The sequence below is a fragment of the Rugosimonospora acidiphila genome (assembly GCF_039543385.1).
In the GTDB taxonomy this organism is placed as follows: Bacteria; Actinomycetota; Actinomycetes; order Mycobacteriales; family Micromonosporaceae; genus Rugosimonospora; species Rugosimonospora acidiphila.
This window is the reverse complement of sequence record NZ_BAABJQ010000002.1, coordinates 478,266-497,850: the sequence shown is the minus strand read 5'-3', so window position 1 is coordinate 497,850 and position 19,585 is coordinate 478,266. Positions and strand designations below refer to the sequence as shown.

At 69.9% G+C, this 19,585-nt stretch carries 7 protein-coding genes; 2 read left to right on the top strand and 5 right to left on the bottom strand.

Annotation, left to right across the window (positions count from 1 at the left end):
• Positions 1 to 26: 26 nt before the first annotated feature.
• Entirely contained in the window at positions 27 to 13,271 is a 13,245-nt protein-coding gene (locus ABEA87_RS04875) for a Tc toxin subunit A-related protein (protein WP_345626425.1), read from the bottom strand.
• Between the two features lie 421 nt (positions 13,272 to 13,692).
• Between ABEA87_RS04875 and ABEA87_RS04870 the strand changes: the two genes are divergently transcribed.
• A complete protein-coding gene (locus ABEA87_RS04870) occupies positions 13,693 to 14,247 on the top strand; it encodes a GrpB family protein (protein WP_345626423.1) in 555 nt (184 codons plus the stop codon).
• Here ABEA87_RS04870 and ABEA87_RS04865 read toward each other — a convergent pair.
• Entirely contained in the window at positions 14,238 to 15,614 is a 1,377-nt protein-coding gene (locus tag ABEA87_RS04865; RefSeq protein ID WP_345626421.1) for a permease prefix domain 1-containing protein, read from the bottom strand. The genes ABEA87_RS04870 and ABEA87_RS04865 overlap by 10 nt on opposite strands.
• Positions 15,611 to 15,976: a PadR family transcriptional regulator gene (locus ABEA87_RS04860; protein WP_345626419.1), complete on the bottom strand. Its 366-nt coding sequence runs from the start codon at positions 15,974 to 15,976 to the stop codon at positions 15,611 to 15,613. Before ABEA87_RS04860 ends, ABEA87_RS04865 begins: the two co-directional genes overlap by 4 nt.
• Positions 15,977 to 16,142: 166 nt before the next feature.
• Between ABEA87_RS04860 and ABEA87_RS04855 the strand changes: the two genes are divergently transcribed.
• The gene (locus ABEA87_RS04855) at positions 16,143 to 16,748 is read left to right on the top strand and encodes an NAD(P)H-binding protein (protein WP_345626566.1); all 606 of its coding nucleotides are present in this window, start codon (positions 16,143 to 16,145) and stop codon (positions 16,746 to 16,748) included.
• Positions 16,749 to 16,852: 104 nt separating this feature from the next.
• Here ABEA87_RS04855 and ABEA87_RS04850 read toward each other — a convergent pair whose 3' ends face one another.
• Positions 16,853 to 18,043 carry a hypothetical protein gene (locus ABEA87_RS04850; RefSeq protein WP_345626417.1) on the bottom strand — a complete coding sequence of 397 codons (1,191 nt, stop codon included), beginning with the start codon at positions 18,041 to 18,043 and terminating at the stop codon, positions 16,853 to 16,855.
• Between the two features lie 382 nt (positions 18,044 to 18,425).
• A complete protein-coding gene (locus ABEA87_RS04845) occupies positions 18,426 to 19,559 on the bottom strand; it encodes a tyrosine-protein phosphatase (protein WP_345626415.1) in 1,134 nt (377 codons plus the stop codon).
• Between the last annotated feature and the right edge of the window lie 26 nt (positions 19,560 to 19,585).

Below are 19,585 nucleotides of genomic sequence, written 5' to 3'. Positions count from 1 at the left end.
ATGTGCGGGTCCTTCCCGTGAGGCGCCTAACGGCCGGCCCGGTAGGTCAGCACCAGGCCGACGTCGTTGAGTGCGGACTTGTCGCCGTCCAGCCGCAGCGTCCAGCCGGCCGCGCCGAGAACCAGGCCCGGCGTGGTGAGCAGCTTGCCGTCGGCCAGCGCGAGCCGGGCGTCCCCGCCGAGCTGGAACCGGGCGGCGCCGGGCGCGGTGAGCTGGTACTTCGCGTAGACGCCGGTGATCTGCCGGCCGCTGATGTCCGGGAACAGGTCCGGGGCCAGCGGCAGGACCAGGGTGTCCGAGCCGTTGTCGAGGAACTGCGCCCAGGCGTCGGGGAAGTCGGTGGCCACATCGAAAAAGCGGGCCGCGGGGTACGGCTTGAGCATGCCCCGCACGGCGGTGGCGAAGGCGTCCCCGCCGGGGTCAGCGGTGTACTTGACGACGATCGTCACGTCCCGCAACTCGGCCGGTGGCAGTTTGCCGCCGGTGTCCAGACGCCACCGGGACACCGCCCCGGTACCTTCGAACGGCAGGTACCGGTCGTCGTCGAAGCGCAGCTCGAACAGCCCGTTGTTGTCCCGGTAATCTTCGATGTCTGACAAGGCGATCTGCTGGCTGGCCCGCCAGTCGCCGCGCAGCGTCGCCGGCGGGTTTCCTTTGGGGTCCAGAAGGAACTTGACCGCCTGGGGATCGGCCGACAGCACCGTCTTGTTGTCCAACTGGGTCAGGGTGGCGTTCACGCCCACGGCTGCCTGGTCGGTGTCGAAGGAGACGCTGAGCGTGCGGATCTGGCGGCGGTAGTGCCCGGGGAAGTCGCGGTCGAACAGCGCCTCGGTCAGCGCGAACTCGCACCGCCCGGTGTTCTTCAGGTCCAGCAGGGCCAGCGGGTCCAGGGCCAGCAACGAAATCCGCTTGGTGATCTCCATACTGCGGCGGTCCGCGTCGACGTAGGCCTTACCCAGCCGTTGCAGGTCCAGCCCGAGACCTTCGGCGGCGAGCAGGCCCTGGCGCCGGCTCTCCCAGTACGTCGGCTGGATGTAGCTGGTGCCGCCGTCGATGCCCCGCTCGAACTGGTAGGCGCGCTCGGCCGCGCGGGCGGTGTCGTAGGCGAGGTGGTAGCTCTGGAAGTACATTGTGGACAGCCGGCCGACCATCCAGCTGTAGAGGTCGACGCCGGCGAACTTCTCGGTCAGGAACGTGGTCACCTCCGCGTTGTTCGTCGCCTGCCGGTTGAGGATGTCCAGCTCGCGCTGCGCGATGGTGACCTGCAACTCGGCCGCCGCCACCTGGTGTGCGATCTGGGCCACGTCGGTGCGCGCGGTGGCCAGCTGGACGTTCCAGTCCTGAACCGTGCGGTCCTGGTCGACCTGGATGGCGAGCAGCTCGGCGAGGAGGCTGAACCCCTCGCCCAGCGTCGAGGCGACGTCCGCCCCGGCATCCAGCGCGCCGCCGATCTCGTCCCCGCCGACCTCGGTACCGAAGATGAACGGCCCGATCAGCGCCTCGGGCATTCCCTTGGCGACCGCCGCGCCGATCTTCAGTCCGCTGGCGGTGAAGTGAGCGGTCGCGCCGAGGGACATCATGGAGATCTGCGCCTGCTGCACCGGGGACAGGCCGGCGGCGATGAGCTGTTCGTAGTGCGTGACGCGGGTGGCGGCGCCGTCGGCCGCGGCCCGCATCTCCAGCAGGTGTTCGTTGGCGATGACGAGCTCGGCCTCCTTGCCGCCCCGGGTCAGTTCCAGGATCGCCGCCTCCTGCCGCTGCTGGAGCATGGACAGCTGCTCCGCGTCGCGCCGCTCTATCGTGCTGAGCAGGTCGCCGCCGAACTGGCGAAGCCGGTCGACCAGGTCCTCCGCCTTAGCGAACAGGTAGGCGAACCGGTAGTAGGGCATGGGTACCGCGGCGCCGGCCGCGACCTGGTCCAACGCGGTGCCGGTGGCCGCGCCGCGCACCAGCGCCAGCACGTCGGCCGGCGGCTCGAACAGCGGGATCGGGCGGCTGATGCCCATGATGTCCAGCGACTGGCGGATCTTGCGCAGCCGGTCCTCGACCAGCGTCCAGTAGTCGAAGAAGGTGCTGTTGTCCGGAACGTAGAAGTACGGGTGCGCGACGCCGGCGTGCACCGATCCGGCGCCGTCCAGCAGCGTGCCGTCGGCGGTCAGGTAATCGGCCTGCGCGCCGGCTGCGGCCGGCGCGCTGTCGAGCGCCTCGTAGCTGGCCGCCGGAGGTAGCGCCCGTGCGCCCAGGTCGTAGGGGCGCTGGCCGAGCAGATCGTAGGCGACGATGTAGAGCATCCGCGCCTCGTCGACGCTCTCCGCGGTGTACTGCCGGAACAGCATGTCGGCCCAGTCGATCAGGTTGTCGATGTAGGCCATCACCACCGCCCGCCGGTAGGCCACCGGCCGTAGTTCGGCGATCGCGTGCGGATCGAACGGGTCGTCCAGGTACGCCTTGACCATGGCGCCCCGGTCGCCCATGAGGTCGTACTGCCGGCCCAGCCGGGCGATCATCGCTACCCGCTCCTGCAGCCTGCGCACGACATCGGCCGGGGCCAGCGCGTTCAGCTCCGTGGTGATCTCGTTCAGCCCGTCGCCGGCCAGGCCGTTCAGGTACGCCCGCTCGTCGGTGGTCAGCTCCCGGGCCTGGCCGAAGGCCGGCGCCGTCGCCGCCACCGCCTGCAGGACCGGCTCCAGCGCGGACTGCACCGCGGTGTCGCCGAGATCGGCCAGGTCGCCGCGGCAGCTCGCCACCAGGGCGTTCACGTCGACGGCGAGGAACGGCACGAAGCGCCAGTAGTCCGTGCGCTGCGTGGGGTCGAAGATGTACTCGTACCACCGCTGGGCGTCCTCGAACCGCTGGGCGCTGTTGAGCGCCTGCGCGATCAGCAGCGGCGCGTGGAAGAAGATCTCCCAGTAGTAGCCGCCGTTTGCGCTGGTGAAGTCCAGGTACGAGCTGGTTGGGGCGCCGGCGGTCATGACCTGGGGGAGCACCTGGATGGTGGTGGCGTCCGACCGGCTGGCGCTGAACGCGGGCAGCTCGTCGGTCTCCTGGGTCTGCGGGGTCAACAGCGAGTCCACCCCGCCGACGAGCAGCTGGCGGTTGAGTTCGTACGCGGTGCTGGAGGTCAGCCGGATGATCTCGTGGGGCAGCGCCGCGATCTCGTACGGGGGCGGGATGGCTCCCGAGGTCGGGTAGGCGGCGTACTGCTTGTCCAGGAAGAAGAAGATCGTGTTGCTGGTGTCCAGGACTCCGGTGAGCCCGCCGGGAACGCCGGCCGGCAGCGCCTGCCAGTTGCCCTGGATCGGGAAGTAGGTCAGCGGCGCGTCCAGTTCGAGCCCGTCGGCGAGCACCGCGTACCGGGATCCGCTGATCACGTACCGCCGGTCGTCGCGACGGAAGACGCCGTTGACCGGCTCGGCCAGTGGCTTGGGGTAGCCGGCGTCGATCACGGCGGGGATCGTGGTGCCGGTCAGGGTGTACCGGACGAATTCGCTGCCCGAGGTGAGGTAGAGCTTGTCCCCGGCGAGGTAGGCCGCCTCGACCTTCCCGGTACTGGTGATGGCGGTCGGGATCCGGCCCAGGTCGATGGTCCGCCGCGGCTGGTCGTCCTGGTCGGCGGCCAGCACGACGTAGGACTTGCCGGCGTTGTCGAACCGGACCACGCCACCCAGGTACGGCGCCGACGGGCCACCGGGGGCCGTCTCGGGCAGCCCGAGCTTGTTGCCGGCCAGCGGTTGCCGCCCGTCCTTGTCCTTGCCGTCCTTGTCCTTCGGGTCCGGCGGCTGTGCTGTCACCGGAAGGTACCGGTCGCCGAAGATCAGGTACGCCCGGTCGCCCACGTAGGCGACGGTGTCCAGGGTGACGTCGGGCGGTACCGGCCACAGGTCACCCAGCTTGCGTACCTTTCCCAGGTCGGTGGAGGTCACCACCCCGTTCTGGGCGCGGGAGTAGAAGTATTCGGTGCCGTCGGGCGAGGTGAACGCCGCGTCAATGCGCGACCAGCGCGGCAGATTGTCGGTGTTGGTGCCGATCGGCATCGGGTAGCCGGTCTCGAGCGCGCCCAGGGCGCCCGACGGGTAGCGGTAGTACTCCGTGCCGGAGAACAGGTACACGTGGTCGGTGCGGACCAGCACGGCATCCACCACACCCGTCTGGTTCAGGTTGGTGCCGATGATTCCCCATCGGTCGGCGGTGACCAGGTTGGCCCGGCCGGCGGTGGCCGTGTCCGCCGTGATCACCTTGAACTTCTGGTAGGTGTTGGTGAAGAAGTACGTCGTGGAGTCGCTGAGCCGAAACGCGGCGTCGATGCGCCGCCAGCTGCTCGGCAGCCGGTCGCTGTTGTCCCGCAGCGGCTGCGTCGGCTGCGGCTCGGTGGGCACGGTGATCGGCCGGCACAGGAAACTGCCGCCCTTGTGGTCGACGCTGAACCAGGGCCCGTCCTGCGTGTCGGCGGGGGCGTTGAACCGCACCACCTGTGCCGGGTCGATCGGACTGGTGTCCGGCTCGGCGAAGATCAGGTCCAGGTCGGCGGGCCCCGCCGGCGGCACCGTCCCCTCGGCACGCAGCCCGTACAGCTCGGGGGTGAGCGAGAACGCGGAGCTGACCGCCTGCGGGCCGGTGGGCCCGGCTACGGTGTAGGAGCAGGAGACGACTATCGAGTCGTGGTTGCCGGACGGGCCGCCAGGCACGGTCCGGGATGCCTGCACGTACAGGCTCACGTCGAAGATCGGGCCGGCCTGCGTCGTGTCCACCGCGAGCACCTGGGCCGGCACCCACTCCTGGTTGAGGTTGCCGAACGAGTAGCAGATGCGTACCCGGTACATTGGGGGCGGCGCGGTCACCGTCTGCGCGTCGCCGTCCTGCTTGGCCACGATGGTGGTCGTCGCCAGGTCGTCGGGCAGCACCGTCTCCACGACCGGCCAGAAGACGAACACCCGCCCGAACGCGTGCACCGGGTCGACGCGCTCGGCGTCGATCTGCACGTCCACCTTCAGCCACGGGTCCCAGGAGGCGGAGAGCTTGTCCCCGTCGCGGAACTCGGCTTCGCGGTAGTAGTAGCGCTTGGGCTCCGTGCGGGTCCGGCCGAACAGCACCAGCCGGCGGGTACCCGCCGGGACGTCGTCGGGGATGTAGACGTAGCCGCCCGCGATCGCCAGTCGGGAAACCTCGGTGTACTCGTCGAGGTAGCGCTTGTACGCCGTGCGCACGCTGTCGTCGGTGATTTCGCCCTGCAGCAGGTCGTTTTCCAGCGTGACGAAGGCCGGAGTCTTGTCGCCGCGCAGCTCGGGGCGTACGTAGTTCTCCGGGTAGAGGAAGACCTTCCGGTTGGCCACCCAGTTCGGGTAGTTGCGCATCCAGCTCCACCAGCGCTTCAGCCGCTGCCGCACCTCGTCCGGGTCGGCGCCCTCGGGCAGCGTGACCGCCTCCAGGTCCAGCAGGTAGCGGTGAAGGAACAGCTGGGTCGCCGAGATGGCCTCGCGCACCCGCGAGGTGGTGCCGGCGCTGCCCATGTCCACGTCGATCAGCAGCTGCTCGAACAGGTCCCGGGAGGTGCGCAGCAGCGGATTCAGCTCGATGACCGTGGGCACCAGGGCGTCGCGTTTGAGCACGTTGAGTTCGTTGTCCAGCTGTGCGGAAAGGACGGCCCAGTCGGTCGCGGCGGTACGCGCTTCGAGCAGCTGGTACAGCGCGTCGGCCGCGGCGTCGACGTCGACATCGGAGTCGGCCGCGACGTCGGCGTCGGTCTCGGTGTCGTCCGCGACGCCGGTGCCTGCCGCGCCGTCCGTGTCGGTGCCGGCCGCGGTCTCGGTGCCGGCCGCAGCGTCGGCCGCGACTGCGGTGTCGGTGTCGGTGTCGGTGTCGGTGTCGTAGAGCTTCGACCAGACGAGGGTGTAGACCTGCGACAGTCCGGCGCCCAGCTTGCCGGCCAGCGCGAACGCGTCCACCAGCGCGAGCAGGAACTCGATCTCGAACCGGGTCTCCTCGTCGGTGGCCGGGGTGAGCAGGGCGCTGTTGCGCCTGGCCCAGCGCAGCTCCTCCGCATCCCAACCGAACAGGTCCGACAGGTACGCGTACGGGTCCTGGTCTCCGGTGACCAGGAACGCGGCCAGGCCGTCCGGGTGCGCGCGGGCCAGGTCCACGAACCGGACGATGGTGTGCAGGTCGCCCAGCCGGTAGTCGGCCGAGGACGACCAGCGGTGCGCGAACTCCTGCGGGAAGGTCGGCTCCACCTGGTCGTAGCGGCCTTCGCGATAGCGCACGTACCGGTCGCCCTTGACCAGATAGGTGCGGCCCTCGAAGCTGAAGGCGCCGTCCGGGCCGGTCTCGAAGTCGTCAGGCAGGTCGCCCCAGTCGTCCTTCACGGTACGCGGGAAGCCCTCCTCGGCCAGTGCGGAGAAATCCGGATCGGGCTGGTCCGGATCGGGCTGGGCGAGCCGGCCGGCCGGGTACCGCAGGTACTGCCCGGCGCGGAAGGCGTAGAGCTCGCCGGTCGGCGCGACGAAGGCGGCGTCGAGCCCCGGCGCCCCGGTGGTGAACGCGTTGTCCACCTTGCCCCACTGGTCGGTGACCGGCCGCAGGTCGCCGCCGTGCAGGAATTCCCTGCCCTTGAACAGGTAGGTGTCCCGGCCGTCCGGGGTACGCCAGGCGGCGTCCAGCCCGTCGGCGAACTCGTCCGGCAGCGGCAGCAGGCGCAGTTCGCCCGGCAGCGCGTCGCCGATCGACTTCGGGTAGCCGTCGTCCACCCACCGGTGGTCGTAGCCGGAGTAACGCACGTACTGGTCGCCGGAGAACAGGTAGGTGTGCCCGTCGGCGACGAGCGTCGCGTCCACCCGCTGCCGCTCAGCGATGGTGTTACGGATTTTGCCCAGGGTGTCGATGCCGATCGTGGCGGTCAGTGCGCGGGACACCGCGTGGCAGGTGCCGCCGATGAAGATGTAGACGTTGCGGTCGTTGGCCACGATCGCGTCGATGCCGCTGGGCTCGCCGGGCTGGCCCAGCGCGTCCTCAAACGACTCCGGCAGGTTGACGAACGGCTCCTCGGTGCGCAGGTTGCCGGCGATTTTCTTCGGGTACCCGGCGTCGATGTAGCGGTACTCGGGCCCGGTGTAGCGCACGTAGTGGTCCTGGGAGAACAGGTAGGTCTGCTCGCCGCGCCAGACGAACGCGGCGTCCACCGACCCGCTGCCGTCGGCGGGCACGAACGGGTTGCCGGACAGGCCCCACCGTTCCCGCGTCGGCGCGGGCGCGGAGAAGGTCCCGTCGGCGTAGCGCGTGTACCGGTCACCGACGAAGAAGTAGGTAGCTCCGTCGGCCGCGGTGAAGGCGGCGCGCAGGCGGCCTGCGCCGCGTCCCGAGACGAACTGGTCGAAGCCCGGCCACAGCCGGTCGATCGGGCGCGGGTACGACCACCGCCCGGCCTTTGCGTCGTAGGACAGGCAACTGCGCCCACGCAGCAGCAGCATGGTGTCGCCCTCGAACAGCACCGCGTCAGGGATGCCGAAGCCCTCCGGTGCGCCCCAGAACCCGGCGTCGACGGTCGCCGGGTACCCGTCGTCGGGCCGGCGGTAGTCGGCGCCGGAGTAGACCACGCACCGCATCGTCCCCGCGTCGTCCGGCTTCTCGAACAGGTATGTCCGGCCGTCGCGCACGTAGGCCAGACCCACGCTGGTCAGGCCGGCCCAGTGCGCCTCGATCGGGCGCGGGTCGCCGTCAATGGTGGTCGCCGACGGGTCCGGGTACACCACGAACTGGTCGCCGCTGAACAGGTAGACCCTCTGATCCGTGCCGACGAACGCGGCGTCCACCGCGCCGTTCTGGTAGATCAGGTTGCGGGGCCGGCCCCACTCGTCGGCCAGCGGGTACTCCCGGCCCAGCCCGACGTTGAAACAGGCCGGGCCCTTGAACAGGTACGTGTTGCCGTCCGCCCCGGTCAGCACGGCGTCCAGGCCGGTGCGGAACGCCTCCGGTACGGTGCGCAGCGTCCGGGGCCGGAACGGCGTCGCGCTCACCGCGCGCCCCTCCAGCGAGGAGCGGTGCATCCAGCCCTCCGGCTTCTGCACCAGCACCGCGCCGTTCTCGATGAAGGCGCTGCTCATCCCGGGCAGGCACGGGATGTCGTCGTAGCGCCGGTACGCGCTGGCCGAGACCACGTGGCACACGTCGTCGCGGAACAGGTACGCGGTGCGCCGGTCGGCGAAGGCGGCGTCGACCCGGTCCAGGATGACGTCCAGCGCGCCCAGCCCGGGTTCGGAGTTGAGCTGCCCGACGGGGCGCGGGTACCCGTCTTCCACCACCGCGTAGTCGCCGCTGGCGTACCGCACGTACTGGTTGCCGGAGAACAGGTAGGTGTAGCTGCGCGGCACGTCGATCCCGTCGACGGTTTCGGTCACGTCCATCACCAGCGTGGCGTCCACCCGCCCGGTACGGGCGATGGTGTTGACGACGTTGCCCCAGAACGCGTCGACGGTGCGCGGGTAGCCGTCGTCGACCTGCGTGTAGTCGCCGCCGGAGTAGCGCACGTACTGGTCCTCGCAGAACAGGTAGGTGCGGCCGTCGTGGCCGACGAAGGCGGCGTCCAGACGGTCGAACGGAATGCTGTCCCAGTGCTCGTGCAGGCTCTGCGGCTGCGACCACCAGCGGTGCCGGGCGTCGAAGGTGACGAACCGGCCGCCCGAGAACAGGTAGGTGCGCTCGTCCGGGCCGGTGAACACCGCGTCGATGGGCCCGAACTGCATGCCGTCGGGCAGGTTCCACCAGTTGTCGGTCAGCGGCTTGGGGTAGCCGGCGTCGGGGGTGCCGTAGTCGTTGGTGGAGTACCGGACGTAGAACCGGGAGCCGTCACCGAAGACCTTGACCCGCTTGCCCTCCCGACGGACGGTCAGCGTGATCCCTTCCTCGGTCTCGACGCGCCACTCCGGCGCCGCACCGTCCACCCGCGTCGGGGTCAGCCCGTGCTCGGCGAACCGGTTGCGCAGCGCCGGTGTCAGGTCGCCCGGGTCCAGCTCCGGCGGCAGGTCGAACAGCAGTCCACCGACGCCGAACAGGTACGCGGCGCCGTCGAGCACCGTGCCGGCGTCCACCTGGGTCAGCCCGCCCCAGTCGCGACTGATCAGCCGGGGGTAGCCGGGGTCGACCACGGAATAGTCGTCCGTGGAGTAGCGCAGGTAGGTGTCGCCGCTGAACAGGTACGTCTGGCCGTCGAGCCCGACGAGGGCAGCGTCCACGGTGCCGCTGGGCAGCGCCGGGCGCAGCACCCCCCAGCGCTGCGCGGTCGCGACGACCTCGGCGTCCGAACCGGTCAGGGCGACTGTCCGGTCGCCGCGGAACAGGTGTGTCACGCCGGTGGCGTCGACGAATGCCGCGTCGACGCGGCCCTCGAACGCGGGCGGGACGTCGGCGATCCGGCGCGGGTACCCCTCGTCCGCCAGCACGCCGTCGTTCTCCACGCAGTCGGAGTACGCGACCTGCTGGTCGCCGGCGAAGAACCGGACCAGCGGGCCGTCGACCTGCGCGGCGTCGACCCGGTCGGCGCGGGCGAGGGTGTTGCGGACCCGGCCCCAGACTTCGGCGAGGGGTCGTGGGCTCTGGTCGGCGCCGCTGGCCAGCCAGCTGTCCCCGGCGAACAGGTGGATGCGGTTGTCCCGGCCGAGGAAGCCGGCGTCGATCGAGGCCCGGAACGCCGGCGGCAACGGTGCGCCCAGCTGCTCCCGTTCCCACCACTGCGCGGTGTCCCGCGGGTACCCCTCGTCCACCGTGACGAAGTGGCCGCTGGAGTAGCGCACGTACTGGTCGCCGCTGAACAGGTAGGTCCGCCCGTCGGAGTCGACGAACGCGGCGTCGATGCGCGCCGGGTCGTCGAAGTTGTTGCGGATCCTGCCCCAGACCTGGTCGCGGGGTACCCAGCGGGTGCTGCCCTGCTCCCGGGTGAAGGTGTGCGAAGCGCCCTCGGCGTCGCGGCCGATGAGCCACTCCGTGCCGGTGTCGCGGCGGAACGCGGCGTCGACCCTGACCAGCGCGCCGAACCGGTCGGACAGCTCGGACAGCGGGTGCGGCGCCGGGTCGGCCAGCGCGTACGTGGTCGCGGAGTAGGTCCAGTAGCCGCCGGGGCCGAAGGCGTAGATGGTGCCGTCGAGGCTGTCCAGCAGCGTGTCGAAGCGGGTCACGCCGGGCGGCAGCGCCAGGTGCTCCGGGAACTTGCCGACCAGATCCTGGTCGGTGAACACGGCGGTGATCTCGGTTGGGTCCAGGCCGAGCTTGGCCGCCAGCACCGCGAAGCGGCGTATCCGGCGGTAGGCGAGCTGGAAGTGCGGGTCGGCCGGGACAGCGTTGACCTCCCCGGTGTCGTCCGCGGCCGCCAGCACCGGGGCCATGAGCACCTCCAACGCCTGCCGCGGCCCGCCGGTGACCGCCTCAGCGATCGCCGCCACCGCCGCGACCGGTACGCCGAACGCGTCCGCGAGCCCGCCGTAGAGGCTGCTCTGCTGCACCCGCGCCTGGTCGGTCAGCCGCTGGCCGAGCTCGGCGATGGCCGCGTCCTGCGCGCCCGCGACCGCGTGCAGCAGGAAGAAGATGTCGGTGCTGTAGTCCTCCAGCCCGGGCACGACGAACTCCAGTGCGTGGCTGACGGTCCGCAGGTACGGCAGCCAGTCCGGTGTCACCGCGTGCCTGTCGTCGAGCAGGCCCACCTCGATCAGCCAGGCGAACAGCTGATCCCGCTCGTCGTCGGTGAAGCCGAGACCGGTCAGCGCCGCGGACCCGAGCCGGTACGGCTCCTGGTCGGCCAGCACCGTGACGATCCGCCGGTAGACGGTCTGCCGCTCCAAGTCGGTGTAGTCGGGCCCCAGCTCGAGCGTGCCCGCCGGGTCGGCGAACAGGGTCTCGTCCAGCACCCGCCCGCCGCCGGTGTACCTGCCGTTCAGCGCGTCGAACACCCGCCGGCTCATCGCCTCGTCGGCGAGCGGGGCGAAGTCGTCCGGGCTGAAGGTGTCCAGCGCCGTCTTGAACGCGGCAACCTGCCCCTGCATCGCGTCCAGCACGGCCGCGCGATTCGGGTAGAACTCCAGCGCGAGCCGGAAACCGGAAAGCGGCAGCGTGGCCAGCGCCGCCTTGTCCCGGTAGCCACCCTCGTCGTCCAGGTACCCGTTGAAGCGCAGGCTTTCGGTCAGCGCCGTGAGCTGCGCCTCGGTCAGCGGCAGAGCGGCGAAGATCCCCGGGTCCAGCGCCAGCGGCTCGCTCGCGAACCTCGCGATCCGCTCGTCGAGCAGCTGTCGCACCGGCTCGGTGAGGTCGGACAGGTCCGCGTTCACCGCGAACCGCGCGAGGTTGCCGGCGTCGGTGAAGAAGTCCGGTTGCCGGAGGTTGCCGTCCTCGTCCAGGTAGTTATTGAAGATCAGGTTGTCGTAGAGCTCGGACTGCCGCTGCGGGCTCAGGTCGTCCAGTACCAGCAGGTCGGACGGGAAGAACACCGCTGTGCCGTTGACCACCGAGCCGATCGTCTTGAACAGCGGCTCGGTGTACCCGCTGAAGTCGCTGGCCAGCGCCAGCCCGGCGGTGGACTCGACGGCGAGCGTGCCGTCCGCCCCCAGCACCCCGAGCCACACCAGATTCCCGAAGACCTTCGCCGTCAGCCGCTGATCCAGGCCGAGCCCGACGAAGTCCGCCGCGGTGATCACCCCCAGCTCGCTCACCGCGTCGTAGGCCGCGGCCGGCACCGCGTCCGGATCGACGCGCAGCAGCCGGTCGTCCCGGCCGGAGACCACCCCGTCGCCGTACCCGACCAGCACGTCGTGGATCACTCTCGCGGCGCGCTCGCCGAACCGGTCCGACACGAACACCTCGGCGCGCAACGCGGACGGGTCGAAGGCATGCTTCAGCGCGTCCAGCGCCGCGACCTGGTCGCCGTCGTCGTGCTCCGGGCGACCGCCGAGAATGCCGGCCAGCTCGTCGGCGGTGAAGCCGGTGGCCTGCGTCCAGGTCACCACCGCGAACAGCAGCTGGGTCAGCCACAGGCTGGCGGGCGGGTCGCCGCCGGCCAGGATCTTGTAGTAGTCGCCCGTCTGGTCGGGTGCCGCGCCCAGCACGGTGAAGGTGCTGTACCGGGGCAGCGACGGGTCACTCTCCAGCGCGACCACCACGTCGAACAGCTCGTCGACCGCGACGCCGAGCGCCCCGGCCAGCCGCCCGACGCGGGACAACAACGTGATCTCCGGCTGCCCGATGTCCCCCCGGTCGAACGGGCTCGGCTCCTGCGCGTCGTACCGCTGCCGGTAGCGACCGACGATGGTCACGATGTCCGCGTCGGACACGCCGATCGCGGCCGACAGCCGAGCCCGGTAGTCCCGGTTGTGGGGTGCCAGAATGTCCCCCGAACAGCCGTCGATCACCGCCGGGTCCACGGCGCCGGCCAGCTCGCAGACCTCCGACACGGCGAGGTCGTGGTCGCGCCGCAGCCGCAGCACCACCGCGACGGTACGCAGCGCCTGCGCGTCGATGCGTCCGGCGCAGCAGCTGGACAGCACCAGGCCCAGGTCGGTCAGGGTCAGGCCGGTCAGCCGGGCCAGCCGGACGAACCGGTTGGCCCACTCGAACCAGTCGACCCCGACGGTGTCCGCGCCGGCCGGTGGCTCGATCCGCGTCCCGTCCGGGCTCATCGCGCTGCGCTGCGGGGTGACGCCGACCAACTCCCGTACCTGGTCCCCGGCCAGCCCGGTGGCCGCGCTGAACCGCTCGACGTCCTGCAGGTCGGCCAGCGCGTCGCCGTCGCCGAGCCCGTAGGCGGACTTGACCGCGGACTCGTCCGGCAGCGCCGTCGTCACCACCGCGACGTCCTCGGCGGACAGGTCGAGGTACTCCCGGGCCACCAGGTCGTGGTCCACCTGGACCGCGAAGAGCCGGTACAGCTCCTCCCGCGTGACCCCCAGGTAGCTCAGGTACCTGTTGAGCCGCTCGTTGCGCAGCGAGAACGGCAGCCCCAACGGGTGCAGGCGGGTACTCAGGGTCCCGTACGGATCGGCGCCGATCAGCTGCTCCAGCACCTCGTTGACGATGTCCAGGTACGGCGTCTCGGTGAAGGTGTTGTCCGCGTCGAGGACGACCCGCCGCAGGTCCGGCCGGCGTTCCAGCAGCGGCGGCCGGTCGAAGGACTCCTCGAGCAGTCCGAGCAGTTCGACCAGGTACGCGCCCGGGGAGTAGACGGATCGTGCGTCGTCGTCGGTCCTGAAGTCCAACTCGCCGAATAGCTGCTGGTAGCTGGGTAATGAGTCGTCTCTCAGCACCGGAGTCCTCCCCTGCGCCATCGTGGGCGCACACGACCGGGGCGCCACAGGGTCTGCGGTGCCGCCGGAGTGGATCGGTCGATGTGGTTGCCTGCGACGCTTCGCCGTCCCCCCGAAGGGGACACGGCTTCGGCGCAGGCGTCTTGCTGAATATGTTTGTCGAATTCCGGCTATCTGAAGTGTCGGATCGAGGACGGGGACGGAATCGCGCGGCACCCACGAGGGTGTGTGACTCTGGCTGCCCTGACGCTACGGCGCGAACCGCGCCGCGCCACATCGGCCCACCAGCCGATCCGGACGATCCAAAGGTTCCATCGATGACGGCGGGTCCGGCGAACAAGCCACACCCGCGGTACCGCGGAGCCGATCCTCGATGTGGCAGGGTGGAGTCATGGCAGACGAGACAAACCTCGTTCTCCCGGTGAGCGACGAGCCGATAAGCCTTCGCGCCTACGACCCCGCATGGCCGGCGCAATTCAAGCACGAGGCCGGCATTCTCGCCGACGCGCTCGGGTCACACGTCACCGGCGGAATACATCATGTCGGGAGCACGGCCGTCCCCGGTCTGACCGCAAAGGCGATCATCGACATCATGGTCGGCGTCGGGGACCTCGACTCGTCGCGACCCTGCATCGACCTGCTCGCGGAGCTCGACTACTGCTACGCGCCCTACCGGCAAGACGTCATGCACTGGTTCTGCAAGCCGAGCCCCGCCCGCCGAACCCATCATCTGCACCTGGTGCCGACCGGCTCTGCGCGATTCAGCGACGTGCTGGCGTTCCGTGACTACCTGCGAACCCATCCCCACGCGGCCCGGCAGTACGCGCGACTCAAACGCGAACTGGCCGTCCGGCACACCCACGATCGCGACGCCTACACGGACGGCAAGAGCGCCATGGTCGCCAGCATCACCGCCGACGCCTATCGATGGCTCGCCGCGAACGATTCGCGGCGGCAGTCGGAGCGTCAGACGTAGCCGAACAACGGAGGGAAGGCGAGGACCACGATCCAGGCCCACGCGGCGTAGACCGGCAGGTAGCCGGTCTGCCAACGTTCGAGCGCCGCGAACGACGTGCGCCGACGGATGAAGGTCAGCAGGAGCCACGCCGACCACGCGAGGTTGACCAGCAGGATGACGTTCTCGCCGAGCGCGGCCGCCCTGTTGGGCGTACTGCCGTACTCGTCGGTGATGCGCCCGGTGATGTCCACCAGCACCAGCACGTCGATGGCCAACGCGCTGACCACGAGCGCGAGCTGGAGTTTGTCGAACGGGCCGGGCGGGGCCAGCGGATCGCGGGCCGAGAGCGAGTAGAGCAGCAGTCCCAGCACCACGACCAGCAGGAGGTCGAACAGGATCAGCGCTTCGCGCTCGACGTCGATGCCGTGGCTGGTCCAGACGACGGCGACGAGGAAGGCGAGGAGGGCTGCCGTGAACAGCGGGGTGAACAGCCGGGTGAGGACCGGCGCGATGTTCTCGACGACACTCTGCTTGGCCTCGACGAGCCACCCGGCCACGACGACCGCAGCCGTGGCGCCGCAGGGAAGCAGCCAATTCGAGGTGAACTCGTCCGGAAGAATCCCGATGGCCCTGAAGGTGTTGAACAGCAACGCGGCCAGTACGCCGCCGCCGAGGGCCATGAGCACGAAGTAGATGAACCACTCGCCGGTGAAGCGGATGAAGTCCATGCGTCGGCGGAAGGAGCGCCAGTCGTCGGCGACATAGGCCAGACCGACCACGAGCCACAGAGCGATGGGAAGGTGAATGCTGGTGACGACCACGGACTGCGACTTGTCGGCCAGGGGATAGGCGTTGGCCGCCACGGCGCCGAGAGCGAACAGCGCCACCAGGATCGCGATCACTGGCCGTCGGGCTCTCCGGCGCCAGGCCAGGAACGCCGCCAGCCAGGGCAGCGCGAGCAGGGTGAGGTTTCGCGCGTAGAACGAGCCGTCGTGCTCAAAGCTCAGCCCGAACAGTGCCGGCACCTTGACGGACGCCGCCGCGCCCGCCGCGCAGGCGACCATCGCCCACAGGTCCCGCCGGGAGCGCCGGTCGGCGACCGGGCTGCCGGTGTCGGCGGTCAGCACCAGCTGCTTCCACAGCCGTTCCGAATGCTCCCGGGCGAACTCGCGGGAGAGTTCGTCGAGGCCGCCCATCCGTTTGACCGCGACCAGGAACGCCTCATCCGGGCTCAGGCCCACCGCGACGAGTTCGTCGACGGAGCCGCGGAGGTGGTCTTCGAGCTCGTCGGCGTCGGACGGTTGCAGCACCCTGCGGCGCAGCACGTACTGGCGCCACTGCGCGAACTGCGCTTCCAACTCCTCCTGCCCGTCCGGTGTTGTCATGCGGGGCCCTCCAGCGGGTTCACGGTCAGCGGCAGACGGTCATGCCAGATCTCCTTGAGCGCGTGCATGACTGTGTCCCACTGCCGGCGCTGCTCGGCCAGCTCGGCCACGCCCTTGTCGGTGATGCGGTAGTACTTTCGCTTACGCTCGCCGGTGACCGACTGCCAGCTCGACTCCGCATAACCGAGGCGCTCGAGCCGGTGCAGCAACGGATACAGCAGCCCCTCGGTCCAGTCCAGCTCGCCCCCGGACAGCTCGTTGATCCGCCTGAGGATGGCGTAGCCGTAGCTCTCGCCCTCGGCCAGGATGCCGAGCACCATCGGTGTCGCCGACGCGGCCACCAGATCCTTGGCTACCTTCACGAAACCCTCACCCGCTCCACCCCTAGCACTATGATGCATAGTACTGGTAGGTATCGCCTCGGCGCAACGGCCGGTCACGTGTCCCGGTAGTCAGCGGGTACGCTGACACCCTCCAACTGCATACGCGTCCACGGAGGACCCGACAGACAGTGTGGAAGTGCTGACGATGCGAGTGGTTCTCACCGGGGCGACCGGGTTCATCGGGTCGCAGACGCTCCGGCACCTGGTCGACCGACCCGACGTGACCGGGGTGACGTGCCTGGCGCGGCGGCCGGTGACCGTCGACTCGGGCAAAGTCGAGTCGCTCGTGTTGGACGACTTCACCGCGTACGACGCCGACCTGGTCGCCCGGTTGGCTGACCACGACGCCTGCATCTGGGCACTCGGCAGCCGCTTCGCGCCCGGCCGTGACAAGGCGCTCCACGAGCGGTTGACCGTCGATTACCCGATCGCGTTCGTCGACGCGGTGGTGGCCGGCGATTTTCGATTCTGCTATGTCAGCGGTTGGGGCGTGAAGCCAGGAAGCGTGAAGGGCCGCGCCGAGATCGGGCTACGCGAGCTGGCCGCGCGGCGTCCGGGCCTGGACGTGTTCTGCTTCCGCCCGGCGAAGGTGCTTCCGCGGCGGACGAACGCTGTGGTCCGTGCGCTCTACGGGCCGCTTTCGGTAGGGGTGGACGCGCTGGCCCAGGCGATGATCCGGGTGGCCCTGGACAAGCCGTCCGGCGCTCCCGAAATCATCGAGAACAAGCAGATCCGCGCGCTGGGCCGGTGAGCCGTAGGGTCGGTCGCGGCCGACCCCGGGCCGCGATCCTCGTTGACGGCCTCCCGTTGCCCTGCCGGAGAACGCCGGGCAGGGCACACGGGGAGCGGCCGCTGCTACAGGTGCTGTTGGAGGTAGCTGAGCACCGTCGACGGGGCCGTCGCGGGCAGCTTGTTGTAGTCGCTGTCCGTGTCGATGCTGCTCAGGTCCCACACGTCGGTACCGAGGTACAGGTGGTCGGCGCGCACGCTGTGCGCGTCCATCGCGGCGAGCGCCGCCTGGGTGTACTCGAGCATCGGTGCGCCGGCCGACGCCGGTTGGCAGGCCGGACCGACGCACTGGGAATACTCGTGCGCTGAGGAGGCGGCCGGGATCCCCATGCCGTACGGGATCTTCAGCATGTCGGCCCACGATTTCATGTTGGCCACCTCGGTATCCACGGCACTGGTGTAGGCAGCCACCGGGTTGAACGTACCGCCCGGAGTGTCGGCCAGGTCGTACAGGGAGTCGATGACGTAACCGTTGTGGTAGCCGTTGACGATCTGCTGCATGTGCGTGGCGCTCACGGTGCCGGCCTGGATGGAGCGGGCGAACGTGAAGATGGAGAAGAACCGGCCCTGCGGGTGCTCGGGCCCGACGCACCTGTACGGGTCTCGACCCCGGCCGTTCCCGTGCGCACCGGCGAAGTCCTTGGCGATCTGCAGGTAGAAGTAGTACTGCCCGTTGGCGGTGCTGATATCGAACGGCTCGATGTCGAACTGGATGCCGTCCACCCGCGGATCGGCGCACACCTGCGCGGCGACCTTGTCGGCGAAGCTCCGGGCGAGGCTGGGGCTCAGGTCGTTGAAGCCGGTGAGGTAATCCGCGCCGACTCGGCCGTCGATGACGGGTGACACGACCGGACGCGCGCCGATGACGCGGGCGTGCTCGGCATATGCCTGGGTGGACTGCGCTCCGCTCCCGTCGGGGGTGTAGTAGACGTCCAGGTCGTCCGGCGTGCACTGAGTCGGGTCGAGGTCGGGACAGTACATCTCGACATCGGTCCCGTAGCTGAACAGCACGCTGATCCCGTGGCCCTTGCCGGCCGCCTGGTTGTAGGAGTTCAGTTCGGGTGCCCACATGCCGGGCAGGGTGAGCTGTCCGTACCCGGCGCCGGCGTGGACGGAGTCGTACATCCACACGCCATTGCCCTTCGGCAGCAGGCCGCCGTGTGGGTCGCGTGGCGACGGTACCGGCGCGCCGGCCGAGACGGGGGCGGAGGCCGTGGTGAGAGCGAGGCCGGCGATGAGGAGTACGGCAGCAGCCACGCTACGTCTCCGCGCGCCAGGTCGGCGGATGACAGTGTGGGTCATAGGTTCTCCCCGCAGGTCGAAGGTTGATCTTCGGGAATATATCTATATCACACCCCTGAACCGCCGAGCGTCAAGATCGATAAGCCGCGGTGCGGTGACCGGCCCAGGTATCACGGGTAGCTGTGGCGTGCCCCGCGTCGCGGCGATTGCGTTGGTCGCACGCCTCGACGCCAGCGCCCAGGTGGTCACCGACGATCCTCACCACGACCTACCACGCACCGCATGGCGTTGCCTCGCCGAAACGCTTCCGCTCATCGGCTCGCCCGGTTCCGGTGCCGCGCGCGATGCCGGTGCGCCGGGCCGGCCGCGCCGTGGGGCGGCCGGCCCAGCCATTCGGTCAGGCGCGGCCGGTGGGGGCGCCGGTCAGCAGCTTCGCCCGCAACAGTGCCAGGGTGGCCGGGCTGAGTCGCAGCCCGCGGAGGGCGTAGTTGGTCATCGACCCGTAGCTCGCCTTGACCTGGTCCAGGCCCGCCTGCAGGTAGGCCGGCTCGACATCGAGCACGTGCTTGTAGATCGCCGCGGTCGCCGGGGGCATCGCCGCGAGCGTGCTCTGCACCGAGGGCGAGTCGAAGTAGTACTGGTTGCTCAGCAGGTAGTCGTGCATGACGACATCGGAGGGTACGCCGAGCAGGGTCAGCAACACCGCCGTCGCCCATCCGGTCCGGTCCTTGCCGGCCGAGCAGTGGTAGAGGCTCGCGCCCGGCGTGTGGGCCAGGGTGGTGAACAGGTCGTGGTATGCCTGTTGCGCCGAGTCGGACAGCACCATCTGCCGCTCGCCGTCGATCAGCAGCTGCTGTGCGTCGGCCTCGGAGGTGATCGGGGCGGCCGGCGTGCCCTGCGCGCCCAGCACGTTGAAATCGTCGTAGTGGGCACGGGCCGGGACAATGTCGGGGGTCGCTGTCGCCTCGTCCGGGGTACGCAGGTCGGCGTCCTCGCGCAGGCCCAGGGCGTTGACCACCTTCAGGTCGGCCGGGGTGAGCGAGAGTGCCGCGGACCGGTACAGCACCCCGTCGCGTACCCACTGGCCGGAGGTGGTGCGGTACCCACCCACATCACGCAGGTTCGGGTCGCTGGCCAGTCCGAGGCTGCGCTGGCCGATGGTCAGCGGCGCACCGCGATCCGGTACGAGCCGGAAGTACTCGCGGGTGGCGGCGGGAACGTGGACCGTGAGCTTGCCGGTACCCCGGCTGGCGCCGACGTAGTGGGTGGCGTGTGCCGGGTCGGTACCGTCGTAGACGCGCACGCTGCGAGCCTGGGGTGCTGACCAGGAGACCGTGACCGTGCCGCCGGCCGGGTCGGTCACCGTCGCGGAGGTGAACGGAATCACCGCGGCGGGCAGCGGCAGGGATCGGGCCGGAGCCGCTGCGGCCGGGGTCGCGATGGCCAGCACGGCTGCGCCACTGGCGACCGCGGCAACCACCGTGCGCACCCTCGCTGACCTGCGCTTATCTGAATGGGTAGGGATCTTCATCCGCGGACTGTAGGAAGCGATCATGG